The organism is Mesorhizobium sp. M7A.F.Ca.US.010.02.1.1, assembly GCF_004023085.1.
Taxonomy (GTDB): Bacteria; Pseudomonadota; Alphaproteobacteria; order Rhizobiales; family Rhizobiaceae; genus Mesorhizobium.
Map to the genome: position 1 here is coordinate 39,593 of NZ_RZRV01000007.1, position 20,229 is coordinate 59,821.

At 63.6% G+C, this 20,229-nt stretch carries 21 protein-coding genes; 7 read left to right on the forward strand and 14 right to left on the reverse strand.

Annotated features, from left to right (window positions below; genetic code table 11):
* Nucleotides 1–290 precede the first annotated feature (290 nt).
* On the forward strand, nt 291–698 hold the full coding sequence (locus tag EOA19_RS09615; RefSeq protein WP_128303422.1) for a carboxymuconolactone decarboxylase family protein: 408 nt from the start codon (nt 291–293) through the stop codon (nt 696–698).
* A 4-nt stretch (nt 699–702) separates the two neighbouring features.
* On the opposite strand, the gene EOA19_RS09620 is transcribed toward EOA19_RS09615, so the two are convergent.
* From EOA19_RS09620 to EOA19_RS09680, 12 genes are all read right to left on the reverse strand, one after another.
* Nucleotides 703–1,590, reverse strand: a complete 888-nt coding sequence (locus EOA19_RS09620; RefSeq protein WP_164892900.1) for an amidohydrolase — start codon at nt 1,588–1,590, stop codon at nt 703–705.
* Entirely contained in the window at nt 1,590–2,726 is a 1,137-nt protein-coding gene (locus EOA19_RS09625; RefSeq protein WP_128303424.1) for a VWA domain-containing protein, read from the reverse strand. The genes EOA19_RS09620 and EOA19_RS09625 overlap by 1 nt, the downstream gene beginning before the upstream one ends.
* A gap of 220 nt (nt 2,727–2,946) precedes the next feature.
* Nucleotides 2,947–3,828: a MoxR family ATPase gene (locus tag EOA19_RS09635; RefSeq protein WP_127295448.1), complete on the reverse strand. Its 882-nt coding sequence runs from the start codon at nt 3,826–3,828 to the stop codon at nt 2,947–2,949.
* Nucleotides 3,829–3,836: 8 nt separating this feature from the next.
* Complete coding sequence (locus tag EOA19_RS36380) at nt 3,837–4,841, reverse strand: molybdopterin cofactor-binding domain-containing protein (RefSeq protein WP_127295450.1); 1,005 nt, start codon at nt 4,839–4,841, stop codon at nt 3,837–3,839.
* Nucleotide 4,842: 1 nt separating this feature from the next.
* The gene (locus EOA19_RS36385) at nt 4,843–6,210 is read right to left on the reverse strand and encodes a xanthine dehydrogenase family protein molybdopterin-binding subunit (protein WP_128303425.1); all 1,368 of its coding nucleotides are present in this window, start codon (nt 6,208–6,210) and stop codon (nt 4,843–4,845) included.
* 13 nt (nt 6,211–6,223) lie between these two features.
* The gene (locus tag EOA19_RS09650) at nt 6,224–6,706 is read right to left on the reverse strand and encodes a (2Fe-2S)-binding protein (protein ID WP_023813250.1); all 483 of its coding nucleotides are present in this window, start codon (nt 6,704–6,706) and stop codon (nt 6,224–6,226) included.
* 58 nt (nt 6,707–6,764) lie between these two features.
* On the reverse strand, nt 6,765–7,559 hold the full coding sequence (locus EOA19_RS09655; protein WP_023813249.1) for an FAD binding domain-containing protein: 795 nt from the start codon (nt 7,557–7,559) through the stop codon (nt 6,765–6,767).
* Nucleotides 7,560–7,572: 13 nt separating this feature from the next.
* Complete coding sequence (locus EOA19_RS09660) at nt 7,573–8,016, reverse strand: SRPBCC family protein (RefSeq protein WP_128303426.1); 444 nt, start codon at nt 8,014–8,016, stop codon at nt 7,573–7,575.
* A gap of 112 nt (nt 8,017–8,128) precedes the next feature.
* A complete protein-coding gene (locus EOA19_RS09665; RefSeq protein WP_127266791.1) occupies nt 8,129–8,956 on the reverse strand; it encodes an AraC family transcriptional regulator in 828 nt (275 codons plus the stop codon).
* A gap of 175 nt (nt 8,957–9,131) precedes the next feature.
* Nucleotides 9,132–9,899 (reverse strand): SDR family oxidoreductase, encoded by a 768-nt coding sequence (locus EOA19_RS09670; RefSeq protein WP_023813246.1) that lies wholly within the window; start codon nt 9,897–9,899, stop codon nt 9,132–9,134.
* A gap of 66 nt (nt 9,900–9,965) precedes the next feature.
* Complete coding sequence (locus tag EOA19_RS09675; RefSeq protein ID WP_023813245.1) at nt 9,966–10,964, reverse strand: ABC transporter permease; 999 nt, start codon at nt 10,962–10,964, stop codon at nt 9,966–9,968.
* A gap of 41 nt (nt 10,965–11,005) precedes the next feature.
* Nucleotides 11,006–11,746: an ATP-binding cassette domain-containing protein gene (locus EOA19_RS09680; protein ID WP_013530854.1), complete on the reverse strand. Its 741-nt coding sequence runs from the start codon at nt 11,744–11,746 to the stop codon at nt 11,006–11,008.
* Between the two features lie 466 nt (nt 11,747–12,212).
* Between EOA19_RS09680 and EOA19_RS09685 the strand changes: the two genes are divergently transcribed.
* Together EOA19_RS09685 and EOA19_RS09690 are read left to right on the forward strand one after the other, a co-directional pair.
* Complete coding sequence (locus tag EOA19_RS09685) at nt 12,213–13,202, forward strand: sugar-binding protein (RefSeq protein ID WP_023813244.1); 990 nt, start codon at nt 12,213–12,215, stop codon at nt 13,200–13,202.
* Nucleotides 13,203–13,400: 198 nt separating this feature from the next.
* Entirely contained in the window at nt 13,401–14,183 is a 783-nt protein-coding gene (locus EOA19_RS09690; protein ID WP_023813243.1) for a FadR/GntR family transcriptional regulator, read from the forward strand.
* A 24-nt stretch (nt 14,184–14,207) separates the two neighbouring features.
* Here the strand turns inward: EOA19_RS09690 and EOA19_RS09695 are convergent, their stop codons facing one another.
* The gene (locus tag EOA19_RS09695; RefSeq protein WP_128303427.1) at nt 14,208–15,146 is read right to left on the reverse strand and encodes an NAD(P)-dependent oxidoreductase; all 939 of its coding nucleotides are present in this window, start codon (nt 15,144–15,146) and stop codon (nt 14,208–14,210) included.
* Between the two features lie 119 nt (nt 15,147–15,265).
* On the opposite strand from EOA19_RS09695, the gene EOA19_RS09700 reads away from it, so the two are divergent.
* Complete coding sequence (locus tag EOA19_RS09700; protein WP_128303428.1) at nt 15,266–16,162, forward strand: NAD(P)-dependent oxidoreductase; 897 nt, start codon at nt 15,266–15,268, stop codon at nt 16,160–16,162.
* A 101-nt stretch (nt 16,163–16,263) separates the two neighbouring features.
* Nucleotides 16,264–17,040: a FadR/GntR family transcriptional regulator gene (locus EOA19_RS09705; RefSeq protein ID WP_023813240.1), complete on the forward strand. Its 777-nt coding sequence runs from the start codon at nt 16,264–16,266 to the stop codon at nt 17,038–17,040.
* An 11-nt stretch (nt 17,041–17,051) separates the two neighbouring features.
* On the opposite strand, the gene EOA19_RS09710 is transcribed toward EOA19_RS09705, so the two are convergent.
* The gene (locus EOA19_RS09710; protein WP_031213606.1) at nt 17,052–17,342 is read right to left on the reverse strand and encodes a DUF3175 domain-containing protein; all 291 of its coding nucleotides are present in this window, start codon (nt 17,340–17,342) and stop codon (nt 17,052–17,054) included.
* Between the two features lie 170 nt (nt 17,343–17,512).
* Here EOA19_RS09710 and EOA19_RS09715 point away from each other — a divergent pair, with 170 nt between their 5' ends.
* Together EOA19_RS09715 and EOA19_RS09720 are read left to right on the forward strand one after the other, a co-directional pair.
* Nucleotides 17,513–18,742 carry an MFS transporter gene (locus tag EOA19_RS09715; protein ID WP_128303429.1) on the forward strand — a complete coding sequence of 410 codons (1,230 nt, stop codon included), beginning with the start codon at nt 17,513–17,515 and terminating at the stop codon, nt 18,740–18,742.
* A gap of 177 nt (nt 18,743–18,919) precedes the next feature.
* Complete coding sequence (locus tag EOA19_RS09720) at nt 18,920–19,948, forward strand: LacI family DNA-binding transcriptional regulator (protein ID WP_023813237.1); 1,029 nt, start codon at nt 18,920–18,922, stop codon at nt 19,946–19,948.
* The last annotated feature ends 281 nt before the right edge of the window (nt 19,949–20,229 follow it).

The following is a 20,229-nucleotide window of genomic DNA, read 5'->3' on the forward strand; positions in this document are numbered from 1 at the left end:
CCCTGGAGCTGCTCCGCAGCCCAAGGGATCCATGCCGGGACTCCATGGCGCTGCTGCGGTGCAGAATTCTGCTCCGCTGCACTCTTCGGCTAAGGTCACGGAATGGATCCCAGGGTCTCCGCGACGGCGCTTCGCGCCTGCTTCGCCCGTGGATGACGAAGTTTAGGTGCCTCGGCTAATCTTCAACGCTATTGCGGGCAAAAACTGAGTCAAAGAAGCTGGTTAGCCGCCTTTGCTCGAAACTTGATTCAACGAACCAGTTCATCGATCGAAGCGAAAGGACCACCACCATGGCCACCACAAGACTCCTGACCGATGCCGAGGTCGAAAAGATCCCCGCCGTAAAAGCCGTGTTCGACGACATCCGTGCGACGCGCAAATCCGATTTCGTCAACAATTTCTGGCGCGGTCTGGCCAATGATCCTCCTTCGCTGAAGCGGATCTGGGAACAGTTGAAGGTGGTGATGGTGGCCGACAGCGCCATCGATCCGCTGACAAAGGAGATGATCTACATCGCTGTCTCGACCGCCAATGGCTGCTCTTACTGCGTCCACTCGCACACGGCGGCGGCCCGCGCCAAAGGCATGACCGATGCGCAGCATGGCGAGCTGGTGTCGATCATCGGATTGGCTGGGCAGACCAACCATCTGGTGACGGCGATGCAGATCCCGGTCGATCCACAGTTTGAGGTGAAGTGAAGCGTCACACCGGCCGGTAAACCTTCTCCGCCGTGTTCCAGAAAATATCCGCCTCCGCCGCCGCACCATGCCTGGCCACCGCATCGCGGTGCGCCCTGATCAGCTCGGCGTGGCTGGTCCACAGCTTCTCGATCGGGAAGTTCGAGCCGAACATCAGATGGTCGGCGCCGAGGATGTCGATCGCGTTGTCGACGATATAGGCGATCAGCGCCGGGTCGTTGCGGTGGACGAAGGTGCCGAGGCCGGACAGCTTGGCGTAGAAATTGGGCGCCGCCGACAGCGTGCGCAGGCCTTCTTTCCAGGCTTCGGTGGTGTCCGGTTCCATGCCGGTCAGCATGCCGGCATGGGTGAGGATGAAATTCGTTTCGGGGTTCTCGCCGACCAGCGTCAGCCCGTCCTTCATCTGGGCGGGGAAAAGCTGCAGGTCGAAGGACAGGCCATAGTCCTTGAGCCGCGCCACATTGGCGCGCACCTTCGGGTCGATCACCTGGTCGGCCGAGGCGGCGAAACGGAAGGCCGGTGTCTCGTGCCAATGCAGCTGCATGCGCACGCCGCGCAGCAGCGGATATTTCTTCAAGCGATCGATCTGGGGCCTGATATCGTCGACGGTCATGTCGGTGTAGCCGACGATGGCATGCGGCCAGCCGGTTTCGTCGGATGTCTTCTGCAGGAAGGCGACTTCCTTCTCGAAATCCTCCTTGGCCCAGTTGGTCTGGACATAGACGGCCTTCTCGACGCCCGACCCCTTCTGGTCTTCGAGAAACTCCTCGATCGGATAGTCGCGGCGGATCGGCTCGTAGGGACCAAAAATACGCGGCACCATCGGCCCGACCAGCCAGGGCTGGTCCTTTTGGCGCCAGATGTGGAAATGCGCGTCGATGGTTTTCTGCATCATGAAACCCTCCTCCAGATTGTCGCCGCCGCCGGAGCAGGGCGGGCGAGCGACAGGATGAAATCGGTGAGGCCTTTCACCGACGAGCCGTCGACGAGGTCGTCCAGCACCGGCAGGATGGCGCGCAGTGCCGCCGTTGCCGGCCGGAAGCGCGGATCGCCGGCCAAGGGTGTGGCCAGCGACAGTCGGAAAGCGCGGGCGCTCAGCCGTCGCATGGCTGTCTCCAACTCGCCATGATCGCCGCGCTCCAGCGCGTCGGACAGGATCACGACCGTGGCACCGCGTGCAAACGACGAGAAGCGCGGCACCGAGAGGAAGGCGAGCAGCGTCGGCCCCATGCGGGTGCCGCCGTCCCAATCGTCAACCTGCGCGGCCGCGCGCGCCAATGCCTGATCGCGGTCGCGGATGCGCAATGCCGTGGTGATGCGGGTCAGCCGCGTGCCGAAGGTGAAGATCTCGGCGCGGTCCGCGCCTTGCACGGCGGCATGCGCCAGCTTGAGGTAATCCGACGTGTGCAGCTTCATCGAGCCGGACACGTCGATCAGCAGCAGCAGCTTTCGGGGGACGGTCTGGCGGCGGCGCAGCAGCGGCGAGGGCACGTCGCCATCGGCGCTGACGATTTCCCGCAGCGACCGGCGCAGATCGAGCTTGCCGCGCGAATGCGTGCGTACGGTGCGGAAGGAGCGGCGGGCGGGCAAGGCTGAAGCGAGTTTGCGGCGGAAAGCGGCAAGGCGGTCATCGTCACGCTGGAAGTCGCGGCTGCTCAACTGCTCCAGTGCCGAGGACAGCTCGCCGCCCTCTTGGGTTTGTTCGGCTTCGATCCGTTCGTCGTCGGCGCCGCCATCATCCTTGATGCGGGTTTCCTCGTCGGCGTCGCCTTCCACCACGGCGGATGTGTTGCCATAAAAGTGGCTCTGGAAATGCGCTTCGAATTCGTCGTGGCGGTCGGGCGGCGGCGCCAGCGTCGCGAGCGCCGCCTCGCGGATGTCTGCCATCGAGCGCGGCCCGAGCAATGTCACGGCCTGCATGAAGCTGGAGACCTGCTCGGGCGCTATGGCGAAGCCGTAGCGGCGCAGCAACCGGGCGAAGCTGAGCAAGGGCGCTGCCGCGCGGGGTAAGCTTGTTTCCCGCATCATTGCGTGGCGCCCCCCTCTGTCCTGCCGGACATCTCCCCCGCAAGGGGGGAGATCAGCAGCTTCGATGCTTCGCTCCGTTCTGCGACGCTGGAGATTGTCGAAAGCCGGAATGACAGCCAATCTCCCCCCTTGAGGGGGAGATGTCCGGCAGGACAGAGGGGGGTGCTGTCCCGCCAGCGTTGCGGAATGAACGGGGAGAACGTGCCGTTGAGGTCTCGGCTCACGCCAGCGCCTCCTCGACAATCCGGCCAAGCTCGGGCTCGATGTAGGAGAGATCCTCCTCGTCCTTGATCAGCACGCCGATGGCGCGGCGGAAGGCTTCCGGCCACGGGCTGCCGCCTTTTTCCAGGATGGTCGCGGCGTTGGCCCATTCGACCGCCTCGGCAATGCCGGGCGGCTTGGCGAGCGGGCGGGCGCGAATGGTCTGCACGGCCGCCGCCACCGCGCGTGCGGTGGCTTGCGCTACATCGCCGGCGCGCAGCATGATGATGGCGGCCTCGCGCTCGGCGTCGGGATAGCCGATCCAGTGGTATACGCAGCGGCGGCGCAGTGCTTCGGCCAGTTCCCGGGTGCGGTTCGAGGTCAGGATGACGATCGGCTGTGCCGTGGCGCGGATGGTGCCGCGCTCGGGAATGCTGATCTGGAAGTCGGAGAGGAATTCCAAAAGCAGCGCTTCGAATTCGTGGTCCGAGCGGTCGATCTCGTCGACCAGCAGCACGCGCTGCTCGGGCGCCTTCAGCACCTGCAGCAGCGGCCGGGCGATCAGGAAACGGTCGTCGTAGATGTCGATCTCATGCTCGCCGGCATGGCGGATGGCGAGCAGTTGGCGCTGGTAGTTCCATTCGTAGAGCGCATGCGCGGCATCGATGCCTTCATAGCATTGCAGCCGCACCAGATCACGGCCGAGCAGCGCGGCGATCGCCTTCGCCGCCTCCGTCTTGCCTACGCCCGGCGCGCCTTCGAGCAGCAGCGGCTTGCCCAGCCGGATTGCCAGGAAGATCGCGGTCGAAAGGCTCTCGTCGGCAAGGTAGCGCGAGGCGGCCAGGTGCTGCGCCACCGCCTCCGGCGAGGTCGCGACAGTCTCGGCGCTTGTCCCTGTCATTCCAGCCCTCAATTCGCCGTTTGCGCCTTCAGCGCGCGCAGGATGCGCTCCGGCGTGATCGGCAGAGTGTCGATGCGCACGCCGACGGCGTCGAAGACGGCATTGGCGACGGCCGGGATCTGCGGGTTGGCGCACATTTCGCCCGGCCCCTTGGCGCCGTATGGTCCGTCCGCCGAAGGCCGCTCCAGAACGATGATCTCGGTCTCGGCGAGATCGCCGGGGCCGGGCATCAGATACTGGTTGAAGTCGGTGCCGCCATGGTCGCGGTTGGGATAATAGGGCTCGGTTGTCTCATAGAGCGCATGGCTGATGCCCATCCAGGAGCCGCCAACCAGCTGCTGTTCGACCATCTTTGGGTTCAGCGCGCGGCCGATCTCGAAGACGTTCTTCACCGTCAGCACGGTAACCTCGCCGGTCTCGTCGTCGACCTCGACCTCGGCCACCGTGCAGGCATGGGCATAACAGGTCGACGGCTTCATCGCGCCGGTTTCCTTCTCGGGATAGGAGCGCGGGATCAGGAACATGCCGCGGCCGGAGATCGAGCGGCCACGCTTGAAATGCGCCGACAGCGCGACATCGAAGATCGAGATCGACTTTTGCGGTGCGCCTTTGACCAGGATGTTGCCCTGTCCATCGGTCTCGAGGTCGGAGGCGTTGACCTCCAACTCCTCGGCGGCCACTTCCAGCATCACCTGGCGCGCTTCCCTTGCCGCCTGGATGACGGCGTTGCCGGCGCGGTGGGTGCCGCGCGAGGCGAATGTGCCCATGCAGTGCGGGCCGGTGTCGGTGTCGGCGGTGTCGACGACGACACGGTCGGTCGGCACGCCGATCGTCTCGGCGCAGATCTGCGCCATGATCTGCTTCATGCCCTGACCGAGATCGACGCTGGAAAGCGTCACCATGAAATTGCCGGTCGGCGTCGAATGCACCAGCGCCTGCGTCGGGTCGCCGCCGAGGTTCATGCCGGTGGGATAGTTGATCGCGGCAACGCCGCGTCCACGCCTGATCGCCATCTCAAGCTCCCTTCACGTAAGACGACATGGCCATGTATTTCTCCGCCACCGGCCAGTTGGCTGCGCGCGAGGCTTCCTGCATGCATTCGATCAGCGCCGCGCCCTCGGTCGGCTGGCGATGCGCTTTCATGTCGCCGTCGCGATAGGCGTTGATGAAGCGGAATTCGAGCGGATCCATGCCGATCAGCCGCGCCAGTTTGTCCATCTGCACCTCCAGCGCGAAGTCGCCGATGGTGACGCCGAAGCCGCGCATGGCGGAGGAGGGCGTGCGGTTGGTGTAGACGCAGTAGGTGTCGATCCAGACGTTCGGGATGGTGTAGGGGCCGGGATAGTGCCCCGCACCCTTCTGCGCGCCATAGGGCGAGTGGCGCGAATAGGCGCCGGCATCCGTGTAGCCGGTGACCTTGCGCGCGACGATGCGGCCATCTTTCATGACGCCGTCCTTGATGACGACCTTTTCAGCGGCGCGTGGCGACGAGATCTGCATCTCCTCCTCGCGGCTGTAGATAAAACAGACTGGTCGTCCTGTTAATTTTGCGCCGAGGATGGCGATCGGCTCGACGATGACGTCGACCTTGCCGCCAAAACCGCCGCCGACGGTGCCGCCGACGAAATGCAGTTTGCTGCCCGGCATCTGCAGGATGATCGAGGTGTTGTCGAGCGTGAAGAACATCGCCTGCGTGTTGGTGTAGCAGGTGAAGCGGTCATTGCCCTCGGGTGCCACCACGCAGCCGGTGGTCTCGGTCGGCGCGTGCTCGATCGGCGAGGACTGGTAGCTCTCCTCCAGGATGTGGTCGGCGCCGGCGAAGCCCGCCTCGACATCGCCGAAGCGCACCTTGCGGCACTCGCCGCTGTCATAGAGGTAATAATTCTGGCCGTGATATTCGTTGACCAGGGGTGCGCCGGGCTTCAGCGCCTCTTCCATGTCGAAGACGGCCGGCAGCACCTCATAGTCGACCTTGACCTTGGCTGCGGCCTCCTGCGCGGCACGCTCGGTTTCGGCCAGCACGGCCACCACGGCCTCGCCCTTCCAGCGCACCTTGCCGTCGGCAAGCACCGTCTCGTCCTCCGGCCCGACCTGGATCAGGATCAGGATGGTGTAGACATTGTGCGGCACGTCCTTGGCGGTCAGAATCTTCACCACGCCCGGATGCTTTTCCGCTTCCGAGGTGTCGATCGAGCGGATGCGGGCATGGTGATGCGGGCTGCGCACCATCTTCAGGTGCAGCATGCCAGGGAAATTGCGGTCGGCGAAAAAGGCGGTCTTGCCGGTGACATGGCCGGGTGAATCCGAGCGCGGCCGGGGCTGGCCGATCTCGTTCAGATCGTCCTTGCGGATATCAGCGAAGTAGTTCTTGCGCAGTTCCATTGCTTTGGACCCCTCAGGCCGCGTTCTGCGAATTGGCGCGGGCGGCGGTCAGCACCGCCTGGATGATCGGCTCGTAGCCGGTGCAGCGGCAGATGTTGCCCGACAGCGCCTCGACCACCTCGTCGCGGCTGGGGTTGGGCGTATGGTCGAGCAACACCTTGGCCGCCATGATCATGCCCGGGGTGCAGAAGCCGCATTGCGTGGCGAACGTGTCGAGGAAGGCGCGCTGCAGCGGGTGCAGCACGCCGCTTTCCGAAAGCCCTGAAGTCGTGCTGATGACGGCGCCATCGCAGGTCTCGGCAAGCGTCAGGCAGGAGAGCCTGAGTTCGCCGTCGATGATGACCGAACAGGCGCCGCAGGTGCCTTGATGGCAGCCGCCTTTCGGTGAGGTGTCGCCGATCTTGTCGCGCAGGGCCTGAAGCAGCGTCGTGCCGCTGTCGATGAATTCGGCCTTTTCCGAGCCGTTGAGCGTGAATTGAACCGGAACCTTTGCCATGTTTTCCTCCCAGCGCGCCTGCCCGAACCGGCGGACAGACGCGCGCCCCCGAACGAAATTATGCGAGCAGCAACCGGCCGAGATGAACCGGCAAGACTTCGGCGCGATACCAGGCGCTGGCGATCGGGTCGGTGATGGGCGAGGTGCCATCACCGGCCGCGGCCAAGGCCGGCGCGATGCCGTCAGCGGTCAGCTTTCGGCCGATCAGCGCTTTTTCCGCCGCCCTGGCGCGCATTGGCCGATCCGCCATGCAGCCGAGCGCGATCCGCGCCGAGGTCACGGTGCCATCCGACGACAGTTCCAGAGCACCGGCTATGCTGAGCACCGAGACGCCCTTGGGCTTGACCCTCGACACTTTCAGGAAGCGGAAACTGTCGGCCTTCGGAAGCGTGAAGCTCACGGAAGTGACGACGGCACGGCTGCCGTCCCGATTGGCCAGAAAAGTCTCGATCGGCGTTTCGCCGCCATCGGTGCCGACCGTGGCATCGAGTGCCAGCAGGGCAACAGCGAAATCGCCATAGGGGGCCGGGGCAAAAAGATTGCCGCCGACGGTCGCCATGTTGCGGATGGCCGGGCCACCGACGGCGCGGGCGGCCTTGGCGAGCGTGCCGAGCTCCGGATGGCCGGCGATCGCCGCCATCGTCACCGAAGCGCCGACACGGGCTTTTCCACCGGCAACGGCGATGGTGGACAAAGACGGCTCGGTCGACCTGATAAGGCCGGAAACCGAGACATCGCCCTCATTGGCCGCGCGGACGACCAGCGTGCCGCCGCCGAGATAGCGTGTGCCCTGGGCTTTCAGTGCCGCGTTCGCGTCTTTCACCGTTGCAAAGGTCTGCAGTGCCAGCGCCATGGTTTGGCTCCTGTCAGCTCTGGCCGGCGAAATGGCTTTTCAGGGCGTTGAAGCCGCCCTGAAAGACATTGGCGCCCATGCCGTCGGCCAGCTTGTCTGCCTCCTCGGGCGCGGCGTCGAAGCTGGCGGTCCATTCGGCGTAGGTGCGGTCGCCATCGGTCACGCGCCGCAATTGAAGCGTCGCCTTGTGATTGGTCAGCGGCTGCGGCGTCTCCAGGATGGAGTAGCTGACCAGGAAATTCTGATCGGAAAAGTCGAGCAGCTTTTCGCGCAGGCGGGCGCCGCTGGCGAGCTGGAAATTGCGCACGCAGCCAATCGTGGTGGCGTCCTGGCCGTCTTCAATGTGGCTTTCCACCATGCGCGGATGCCAGTCCGGCAGTCCGTTGAAGTCGCGTATGCGCGCCCAGACCTTTTCGACCGGTGCGTCGATGACGCTGGATATGGTGACTTTGGCCATTCAAATGTTCCCTTGCAAGAGCGATCCGATGCAAGGGTAGGGCGGCCATTTCAGCGGCGCTTATCAATGCGTCTTGAGCGCCTATCAAGGAGTCTGAAAAAGGGCGGTTGGTTCAGGCAATCGCCCGCGCGGCCTCGCGGTAGAGCGTCGGCGGCACGCCGACATGGTCGCGGAAAAAGCGTGAGAAATTGCCCTGCGTGGTGAAGCCGAGATTGCAGGCGACCGAGATCAGCGGCTCCCGCGACCATTGCAGCTGCCGCACCGCTTCCTCCATGCGCAGCGTGTTCCAGTAGACATTGGGCGTCAGATTGGTCTGTTCCTTGAACAAAGCGAAGAAATGCGGCCGCGACAGGCCGACGCTGCGCGCCACGTCGTCGAAGCAGATGCGCTCGCAGACATTGGCCTTCATCAGCTGGATTGCCTTGCGGACACGGAAATCCTGCATGGTGTTGATGCGGACACGGGCCTCCTGCGGCGCCGAGGCGTCGGCGGCGTCGAGCACGCTATCGATGAAACGCTCGATCTCGTAATTGGCGATATCGTCGACGCTCTCATTGTCGCTGAGGTGGTCGAGCAGATTGGCGGCGGCCTGATGCAGCCACGGTTCCAGCGTGATCGCGGCTTGTGAGAACAGCGGCGCAGACGAAGGCAGGTCGCGGCGGCGCCGCGCCCAGTCGGGATCGATGTAGAAGGCGAGAAACAGACCGGGCGTCCCGTTTTGCGACAGAACATGGCTGTGCGGCTGGAAGGAGTTGATGCCGGCGGCCGTTCCAGGTCCAAGCCGGACGGTCTCGCGGCCGATGGTCATTTCGCCGGCCGTACCTTCCAGCCAGATGATCAGATGGGCCTCGACATGGGCATGAGTGACGAAGTCGCTTGCGACATTCAGGATAGAAACATGTCCGAACCGGCCCCAGTAGAGCCTGATCGCTTCCGTCATGGGTATATCCTCCCGCAGACGACTGGCCTCCCTTCGCCTGCAACAGGGATTGTGCGGCGGAGTTCGGGGCCGCGTCAAGACGCGCGGGGGCGGCGAGGGCCAATGACGGCCGATGCGGCCGGATTTTCAGACTGAGCGATAGGTTTCCTCTTCTCCCACAAGGGAAGAACGCCCTTCAAACCGAAGCCGTCATGCCGCCATCGACATACAGCGTATGGCCGTTGACGAAAGACGATGCGTCGGAGGCAAGGAACACGGCGGCGCCGATCAACTCGTCGACATTGCCCCAGCGCCCGGCGGGCGTGCGCTTTTCCAGCCAGGCGGAAAATTCCGGATTGTCGACCAGCGCCTGGTTCATCTCGGTGCGGAAATAGCCGGGTGCGATCGCATTGATCTGCAGGCCGTATCTCGCCCAGTCGGCGCACATACCCCTTGTCAGGTTGCGGATCGCGCCTTTGGTCGCGGTGTATGGTGCGATGTTCGGCCTTGCCAGCTCGCTCTGCACCGAGCCGATGTTGATGATCTTGCCCTTGCCGCGCGGGATCATGTGGCGGGCGACCGCCTTGCCGACATGGAAGGCGCCCGACACATTGGTCTTGAACAGGCGCTCCCACTGCTCCTCGGGAAAGTCCTCGAGCGGAGCGCGGAACTGCACGCCGGCATTGTTGATGAGGATGTCGATGGCGCCGATCTCGGCCTCGATGCGGGCAATGTCCGCGTTGACCGCCTGAAAATCGGTGACGTCGAATACCGAGGCGTGCGCCTTGAAGCCGACATCGCGCAGCTTTTCGACGGCGCTGTCGATCCTGGCGGTGTCGCGACCGTTCAGCACTATGCTTGCACCGTGTCCGGCGAGGCCCCGAGCCAGCGCAAAGCCGATGCCTTGACCGGAGCCAGTCACCAGCGCCACCCGCCCCTCGAGGCTGAACAGGGAGTTGGCCATCAAACCGTCTTTTGTTTGACCATGATCTTGCCCGAAAACCGGTTTCCACTTTTCGGGATCATGGTTCTAGTCGCTGCGGCGGAAATTGCGGATGCGGTCGAACAGCACCGCCAGCAGGATGGCGCCGCCGATGAACACACCTTGCCAGAAGGCATTGATGCCGAGCAGACCGAGACTGTTGCGGATCACCTCGATCAGGGCCGCACCGACGATGGCGCCAAAGGCGGTGCCGACGCCGCCAGCCAGATTGGCGCCGCCAATGACGGTTGCGGCGATCACCTGCAGCTCCATGCCGGTGCCGAGATTGGTGGTGACGGCACCCAGCCAGCCGGTCTGGATGATGCCGGCAATGCCGGCCGACAGCGCCGAGATCATGTAGACGGCAACCTTGATCTGGCGCACCGGAACGCCGGTCAGCGTTGCCGCGTGCTCGTTGCCGCCAATGGCGAAGATGTGGCGGCCGAACTTCGTCCAACGCAGGATAAAGCCGGTGATCAGCGCCAGAAGGATCATGTAAAGCACCGGATTGGCGATGCCGAACACCCAGGCGCCGCCGCCCAATGACAGAAGCTTGGCGTGGTCCGGCCCGAACTGGAAGACGACCGTGTTGTTGGAGGCGACCATGGCTAGGCTGCGGGCGATCGACAGCATGCCGAGCGTCACCACAAAGGGTGGAAAGCCGAGATAGGCGATCAGCACGCCGTTGAAGGCGCCAATGGCGAGCGCGGTGGCGATCGAGGCCAGGATGCCGACCTCGATCGAGTAGCCGGCATGCATCGTGACGGCCAAAATCATCGACGACAGGCACAGCACCGAGCCGACCGAGAGGTCGATGCCGCCGGTGATGATGACGAAGGTCATGCCGAGCGCGATAATGGCGACGAAGGTGATGTTGCGGGTGATGTTGTAGAGGTTCTTCGACGTGGCAAACGCGTCGGTGGCAAACGACAGGAACACGCAGGCGAGGATAACGGCGATCACCACCCAGAAGGTCTGGCTGGCAAACACTCTTGCCGGCAGGGATTGCTGCTTGTGTTCGATCGGCTGGTCAATTGTCAGTGCCATCGTCGACCTTCATCTGCTGTGCGTGGTGAAATTCGCTGAAATCAAACCTGTTCGATGGCGCCGGTGATCAGCCCGGTGACTTCCTCGGGCGAGCTCGACGCAATCGTCTTGTCGGCGACCTTGCGGCCGCGCCGCATGACTATGACGCGGTCGGCGACGGTGAAGACGTCAGGCATTCGGTGACTGATCAGCACGACGGCAATGCCTTGATCGCGCAAATGGCGGATCAGGTTCAGCACTTCGGCGACCTGGCGCACCGAGATAGCGGCCGTCGGTTCGTCCATCAGCACGATCTTGGCCTGCGACAGCATGGTGCGGGCGATCGCCACCGCTTGGCGCTGGCCACCCGACATCTGCTTGACGAGATCGCGCGGACGGGTCTCGGACTTCAATTCGGCGAAGAGCTGGCCGGCACGCTTGTACATCGAGGCATAGTCGAGGATGCGGAACGGCCCGACGCCGCGCCGCAACTCGCGGCCGAGATAGACGTTGGCGGCGGCGGTCAGATTGTTGCAGAGCGCAAGGTCCTGGTGGACGATCTCGATGCCGTGCTGGCGGGCTTCCGCCGGCTTGTGCAGGATCAATTCCTTGCCGTCCATGTGCATGGTGCCATGGCTCGGGCGGAAATTGCCGGCGATCATCTTGACCAGCGTCGACTTGCCGGCGCCGTTGTCGCCCATGAGGCCGACCACCTGTCCGGGCTCGATCGACAGCGACACGTCGTTGACGGCCTGGATGGCGCCGAAATGCCTTGAGATGTTGGTGAGTTCGAGAACCGCCACCAGCCTTTGCCTCCCCGTGATTTGCGACCTGCTGCTGTTCCCGGCGTGGATGCCGACGCTGCTTTGGCCTCGCTCTCCCCGGCTCCTCCCGAAGACGGCGTTAGCGTTCTTTTACGCAAAAGCCGGCGCACGTCAATCAATTGTCGGACGAATTGGGCCAGGACTATTTTAAAAATCCGTTTTGTAGGACAAATAGCATTGACGTTGGCGCCAAGCCGATATTAGCTAAGCGTCGGAGGAGATTATGCCGATCTCCGCTGGCGGTTCGCCGGCCGGAATCGGCGGAGGTTTGACGGCCCAAGATCAAGCGGCACCTGTGTGTGAGTTGATCTGAAGCCGAATCTGGAAATGCTTATCGATCTGTCCTGGCGACACGAGCGCTCGCGAAACGACCCTCGGTCATCACGCATCCGGTCGATCTGTATGGCGGGCACGCCGTGTCCGTTTGTTTCAAGGGAGGACTGACATGAGGAAAACACTTTTGCTCGCCGCCGTCGCCGCAATGGCGTTGGGTGCCGGGCCGGCTTTGGCCAAGAAACAGCTCGTCATTGTCGTGAAAGGTCTCGACAATCCGTTCTTCGAGGCCATCCACCAGGGCTGCGAGAAATGGAACAAGGAAAACGCCAGCTCGGAGTATGAATGCTTCTACACCGGTCCGGCGTCGACTTCGGACGAGGCCGGCGAGGCGCAGATCGTCCAGGACATGCTGAGCAAGGCCGACACGGTCGCGATGGCGATCTCGCCGTCCAACGCGCCGCTGATCGCGCAGACGATCAAGAGCGCCAATCCGACGATCCCGATCATGACGGTCGATGCCGATCTCAGCAAGGAAGACGCAGGTCTTCGCAAGACCTATCTCGGTACCGACAATTACCTGATGGGCAAGAAGATCGGCGAGTACATCAAGAAGGGCAAGCCGAATGGTGGCACGATCTGCACCATCGAAGGCAACCCGGCAGCCGACAACATCCTGCGCCGTGCGCAAGGCATGCGTGACGCACTGTCGGGCAAGGAAGGCCTTGCCGCACTTGCGGGTGAAGGTGGTTGGACCGAAGTTCCCGGCTGCCCGGTGTTCACCAATGACGATGGCGCCAAGGGCGTGCAGGCGATGACCGACATCCTCGCCGCCAACCCCAAGCTGGACGCCTTCGGCATCATGGGCGGCTGGCCGCTGTTCGGCGCGCCGCAGCCCTACCGCGATCTGTTCGGGCCGCTCAAAGACCGGATCGCCAGCAACGACTTCGTCATCGGCGCCGCCGACACGATCGGCGACGAAGTGGCGATCGCTCGTGACGGCCTTGTAACGGCTCTGGTCGGCCAGCGGCCGTTCGAAATGGGCTACAAGGCACCGTCGGTGATGATCGACCTGATCGAAGGCAAGGCGGTCGCCGATCCGGTGTTCACCGGCCTCGACGAGTGCACCAAGGATACGGTCGACACCTGCATCCAGAAGTAGGTTCTCGATTTCGGGGCGCCCGGTTGCGGGCGCCCCGTCATTCCTGAACGGAAGCGGTAATTCCCGAACGGACGCAATAGTTGGGGCAATCGGCTCCGGCTTTGCCGCGCCCGTGATCTGGATTTTTCGGCAACGAGATCGGCGCCCGTACGGTTCGGACCAGTCCGGACGACAGACGGTCGACGCATTGGAACGTGGATGCCGGACGAGAAGTCAAGCAAGCGAACCGACCTAACCAAGGCACAAGCGAGCCACGGTCCGGCTGTCATGCGGAAGGCTGGTGCCGCGCATTTTGCGGGGGCGAGCGTCCATGTCTCGTTGGCCGGCGAGATTGGCCTGCGGATCGTGCGTGGCGACTATCCGCCCGGCACCATCCTGCCCAACGAGTCCAAATGGGCCGAGATCTTCAATGTCAGCCGTTCGGCGGTGCGCGAAGCCATCAAGATGCTGATGGCGAAAAGCCTGTTGGCCTCACGCCCCAAGATCGGCAGTTGGGTCGAGCCGAAGGAGCGCTGGAACCTGCTCGACCGCGACGTTCTGGCCTGGTACGCGACGGCGCCCGACCGCGAGGCGTTCCTGCGAACCGTGCAGGAGTTTCGTCATATCATCGAGCCGGAAGCGTCGGCCTTTGCCGCCATGCGGCGCAGCGACGAGCAAATGGCGGAAATCAGCCAGGCCTGCCGCGACATGGGCGAGGCCTTGAGCCTGCAGGAGCGTATCCGCGCCGATACGCGCTTTCATCTGGCCATCCTGCGCGCTTCCGGCAACGACCTTCTGGTGCCGCTCGGCGTGCTGATCGAATCGGCGCTCGACCATCTCTTCGCATTCACGACACAGCAGGTCGCCGATCAGCGCCAGGCGCAGAAGCTGCATGAGGCGATCGAAAAGAACATCCGCCTGCAGCGCCCAGCCGCTGCGCGCAACGCCGTGCACAAGCTGCTTGCAGATACCGACGATGGGATAGGGCGGTGGCGGCGGTGATCGGCGCCGGCGTTGGGCAATCGGTTAAATGGTCTGTTTCTTGCCATCCTTCATCGGCATCAGGTCGACACCGTTCACCCCAGCGATATGCGTCGCCAGCATCGGTACGAATTGCTCGGCCGGGCCGGTTGCATGGGCACCGGCGAAGGAGTTCTTGGTGGCGTTGCCGAGCGGGTTGGCAATGCCGGCCGCACCCGCCATCGATTCCAGATAGGTCAGGTCCTTGAAGGCATTGGCGATGGTGAATTTGTGCGCATCGCGGTCACCTTCCAGCGTCCAGCGCATGAAGGTCTGGTAGAAGCCGCAATCCATGCGGCCATTGCGAATGACGCTGTCGAAGCGCGGCGGCGAGATGCCGACCTTCTCAGCCAGTGCCAGTGCCTCGGAATAGATCGCTGCGTAGCCGAGCGAGATGAAATTGTTGAGCAGCTTCATGCGATGGCCGTCGCCGGTGTCGCCGATATGGACGATGCGGCCGGCCCAGGTTTCGATCACCGGCTTCACCCTGGCAAAGAGGGCGTCCGGCGCGCCGACCATGGCGTCGAGCGTGCCTTCCCAGGCTTCCTTCGGCGTGCGGCTGAGCGGTGCGTCGACAAAATCGATGCCGAGCGCCTTGAGCTCAGCGGCAAGCGCAATGGTCGAGACCGGATCGGAGGTCGAGCAGTCGACGACGACCGAACCTTTCTTCAAACCCTCCTTGAGGCCGCCCGGGCCGCGAATGATGGCTTCGACCTCGCGCGAACCGGTGACGCAGATGAAGACGATATCAGACGCCGCCGCCACATCGCGCGAGGTCGATGCTTCCGTGGCGCCGCGGCCAAGCAGGTCTTCCGCCGGCTTGCGGTTCTTGCGGCCGAGGAAGGTCAGGCTGTAGCCCTTGTCGACGATGTTCTTGGCGATGCCGTGGCCCATCAGGCCAAGGCCGATGAAGCCGATCTTTTCGCTCGCGGCAGTCGTGTTCATGTCTTCAAGTCCTGTTGCAATGATTGATGTCAGGCGCTGCCGTTTTGCAGGCGAGGATGGTTGCGGATGGCGGTATTGTCTGACAATACACATAAATCCCAGAGGATGTGGAGAGCAAAATGACGAAGCGGATCATGTTCACTGGCGGCAGCGGCAAGGCCGGACGCCATGTCGTGCAGTATCTGGTCGAGCAAGGCTGCCAGGTGCTCAACATCGACACCAGGCCGCTCGACAACCCAAAGGTGCGCACGCTGATCACCGACATCACCGACAGCGGGCAGGTGTTCAACGCACTGTCGAGCTATATGGGCCTGCACGAATTCGACCCTTCGCTGCGCCCGCAGCCGGTCGATGCGGTGGTGCATTTCGCCGCCATCCCGCGCATCATGATCACCACCGACAACGAGGTGTTCCGCATCAATGCGCTCGGCACCTACAATGTCATCGAGGCGGCGGTGAAGCTCGGCATCCCCAAGGTTATCATCGCCTCCAGCGAGACGACCTATGGGCTCGTCTTCGCCAACGAGCCGCGCGATCCCAAATATTTCCCGCTCGACGAGGAGTATGACGTCGATCCGATGGACAGCTATGCTTTGTCCAAGGTCGTCAACGAGAAGACGGCGCGGGCCTTCACCCAGCGCAACGGCACCGACATTTATGCCCTGCGCATCGGCAACGTCATCGAGCCGCACGAATATTCACTGTTTCCGAAATGGTTCGCCGATCCGGGTTTCCGCAAGCGCATCGCCTGGAGCTATGTCGACGCGCGCGACCTTGGCCAGATCACGCTGCGCGCCATCGAGAAGGACGGCCTCGGCTATCAGGTGTTCAACGCCGCCAATGACGACACCTCGTCCGACCTGCCGACTGCCGAACTCCTGAAGCGGTTCTACCCCCGCGTGCCGGTGAAGGCCGAGCTCGGCGAATACGAGACGCTGCTGTCGAACCGCAAGGCGCGCGACGTGCTGGGCTTCCGCCCGGAGCATAGCTGGCGCAAATACGTCAAGCAGGACTGATCCGCGAAGCAATCGAGCTGATCTGTGCACAGCGGGCGGCTTTGCGGTGCAAGCCGCTTGCCGCGCTTGACAGCCTGCTTAATACGGACTTTCTGGAACCCATGCGGGACGCGAAGCCGAACAAGGAAAAATCGTTGGGGAAAGCGGCCTCCGGGGACCGTCCGGGCGGCGTTCGCCGGGCGGACGCCGCGCGTATTCCAGGCTCTAGCGTCCACGCCTCGCTGGCCAGCGAAATCGGCCTCAGGATCGTGCGGGGCGACTATCCGCCCGGCACCATCCTGCCCAATGAAGCGAAATGGTCGGAGACCTTCAGCGTCAGCCGCTCGGCGGTGCGCGAAGCGATCAAGATGCTGATGGCCAAGAGCCTGCTCGCCTCACGTCCCAAGATCGGCAGTTGGGTCGAGCCGAAGGAGCGCTGGAACCTGCTCGATCGCGATGTGCTTGCCTGGTACGCGACGTCGCCGGATCGCGAGGTGTTCCTCAAGACCGTGCAGGAATTCCGCCACATCATCGAGCCGGAGGCGACCGCGTTTGCCGCCATGCGAAGAACCGACGAGCAGATGGCCGAGATCAGCCTGGCCTGCCGTGAGATGGGAGAGGCGACGAGCCTGCAGGAGCGGACCCGCGCCGACACGCGCTTCCATCTTGCCATCCTGCGGGCTTCGGGCAACGACCTGTTGGTGCCGCTCGGCGTACTGATCGAATCCGCGTTCGATCACCTCTTTGCCTATACGACGCGGGAGATCGACGATCTCAACCACGCGCAGAAGCTGCACGAGGCAATCGAGAAGAACATCCGCCTGCAGCGCCCCGACGCGGCGCGCAATGCAGTGCGCAAACTGCTCGCCAACACAGACGGCGTCATCCGCGCCCGGTAGGCCGGCCGCCGCTAATCATCCTTGTCACGTCCGAAGGCGCTGCGCAGTTCGTCCTTGGCGTCCTCAAGCACTTTTTTGCGCGCGGCAGGCAAGTTCTTGCCGGCGCGGTTGATGTAGAAGTTCAGCATCGACATGGCCGACTGGAACGGCTCGGCCTTGCGCCGGTGGCTGTGTTCGGCGGATCGCTTGAGCGAGGCGGCGATCTTCCTGGCGTCGTCCGATTCGAAGACGTGATCCTCAAGATCCATCGCGTCGCTGTGCTCGGTCACCTCGGCCGACCATTTTTTCCTGGTGGCGGTCATCGCAGGACTCCTCTGCAGGGTGGGCTGCCAGGAAACTCCGCACATCGGCATCGGTTCCGCCCTGGCTCTGGAGCCACGGATTTGCCAGCTGTGGCGCTGCTGCGACCCGAGAATGCGCCGATACTGGCGCAAACGGCAGCCGATCTCCGAGACCGCCGACAGGAAACGCCTTGACCCGAACCGACAGCATCCAGGCCGGCCCCGGCATCGACAGCTCCTATGCCTGGATGCGGCTTGCCATCTCGATGCTGCTGGCGACGATCGGCGCCGTCGGCATGTGGGCTGTCGTCGTCGTGCTGCCCGCGGTGCAGGCCGAGTTCGGCGTCGACCGCGCCGCGGCGTCCATGCCTTACACCGCGACCATGGTCGGTTTCGCCGCCGGCAACGTGCTGGTCGGTCGCGCCATCGACCGGATGGGTTACTGGATCCCGGCGCTGCTCTCTTCGATCGCGCTTTCCGCCGGCCTGCTGCTCGCGGCGCTGTCGACCTCGATCCTGCAATTCACGCTTGCCCAAGGAGTGCTGATCGGTGTCGGCACGTCGGTGATCTTCGGGCCGCTGATCGCCGATATATCACACTGGTTCAATCGCCGGCGCGGTGTCGCGGTGACCGCGGCGGCCGCCGGAAATTACCTCGCCGGAGCGATCTGGCCGACCATCATCCCGACACTGATAAAGGCGGAAGGCTGGCGCTTCACTTATGCGGCAATCGGCATCTTCTGTCTGGTGACAATGGTGCCGCTGGTGCTGATGCTGCGGCGCGGTGCCCCAGTTGCGGCTGCCGCCGGTTCGCCCGGAAGCCGGCCGGTGCAGTCGATGCCGCTGTCGCCGGCGGCGTTGCAGGTGCTGCTGGTCGTCGCCGGCCTCGGCTGCTGCGTGGCGATGTCGATGCCGCAAGTGCATATCGTCGCCTATTGCATGGATCTCGGCTACGGCGTGGCGCATGGCGCCGACATGCTGTCGATCATGATGGCAGGCGGCGTCGTCAGTCGGCTGGCATCGGGCTTTCTCGCCGACCGTATCGGCGCGGTGTGGACACTGATGATCGGCTCGGTGCTGCAATGCCTGTCGCTGCTGTTCTACATCCCGTTCGACGGGCTTGCCTCGCTCTATGTGGTGTCGCTGGTGTTCGGCCTGTCGCAAGGCGGTATCGTGCCTTGCTACGCGATCATCGTGCGCGACTACATGCCGGCCAAAGAGGCTGGCCAGCGTATCGGCATCGTCTTGATGGCGACGATCTTTGGCATGGCGATCGGCGGCTGGATGTCGGGCTGGATCTACGATTTGACCGGCTCTTATGCGGCTGCGTTCCTCAACGGCATCGCCTGGAATTTGCTGAACATACTGGCGATCGGGCTGCTGTTGTGGAAGGCACGGCGCAGCACAGCCGTGATGGCCTGAGCTCACCCTGCCCAATGGTCCGGGAGCTGCGCGGCTTGACAACCACCCAAGGCTGCGCGACGCCGGAAGGCGGATGGGTGCGGCAACAGGCCGATTTGGCATGACGACGGTGGCAAAGACCCTGAATATGGTTCTAAAGGCGCTTGGCTGCACAAGCCCGTCGCCAGGAGTGCGCCCTTGACCAAGCCGCGCTCGCGCCGGGGCGGCGGCCGCCCTACCATCGCGGATGTCGCGCGCAAGGCCGGCGTTGGTGCCATCACCGTGTCGCGCGCCCTGCGCGAGCCGGAGCGTGTGTCCGAAGAGCTGCGCCGCCAGATCCAGGCCGCCGTCGACGAACTGGGCTATGTGCCGGACCCGAATGCCCGGGCCCTGGCCTCGGCGCGCGCCGAGGTGTTCGGCGTGCTGGTGCCGTCGCTGACCAACAACGTCTTCGCCGAGGTGGTGCGTGGCATCTATGACAGCCTGTCGGCCAGCCCGTTCCGCATCCAGCTTGGCAACACCCACTATTCCGGCCTCGAGGAAGAGCGGCTGCTGCAGGTGTTCGGTTCGCAACGGCCAGCCGCGCTGATCGTCGCCGGCATCGATCAGACACCGGCTTCGCGAAAGCTGCTGGAAAGTGCCGGCTGCCCTGTGGTGCAAGTCATGGAAACCGGTCCAGATCCCGTCGACATGATGGTCGGCTTCTCGCATCTGGATGGCGGCAGGGCGGCGAGCGAGCATCTGATCGAGGCGGGCTATCGCCGCATCGGCTTCATCGGCGCGCGCATGGATCCGCGTTCGCAGCGGCGCCTTGCCGGCTATCGCGCGGCGATGGAGGCCGCGGGCCTGTTCGATCCGCGCCTCGTCACCACTACGCCGGTGCTGTCCAGCGTGTCGCTCGGCCGCGAGATGTTCCGCGATGCGCTGGCCAAGGTGCCGACACTCGACGGTGTCTTCTGCAACAATGACGATATCGCGCTCGGCGTCTTGTTCGAATGCCATCGCGCCTCGATCGCGGTGCCGAAGACGATCGGCATCGTCGGTTTCAACGATCTCGACATGATGCAGGTGGCGTTTCCTTCGGTCACCAGCATCCGCACCCATCGTTATGAGATCGGCCGGCGTGCCGTTGCCATGGCGCTTGCGGCGATCGCCGGCAACAGACCGGAGCAACGGATCGTCGACCTCGGTTTCGAGCTCAAGCGCCGCGAGAGCACGGCGCGTTGAAACGCACAGAAGCGACTGTGCGAATGCCGGTTTACACGCCAATTTGGTAGCGCTACCATTTCCTGCAGGCAGGTGCATAAACGACAGGGCGTACCTGTTTATTATACATAAGCGACAACTAATACTTGTTTATTATGGATAATATGATAGTTTTCGTACTGCTGGCGGCGACAAGGGAGGAACCGGGTCGGCCACCACGGGCGGCCAAGGACGCGCATGGCGAGGCGGGAGGTGCCGGTCCATCGCGCGAAAATTCGCGTTGCGAAACGAACAATCTGAAC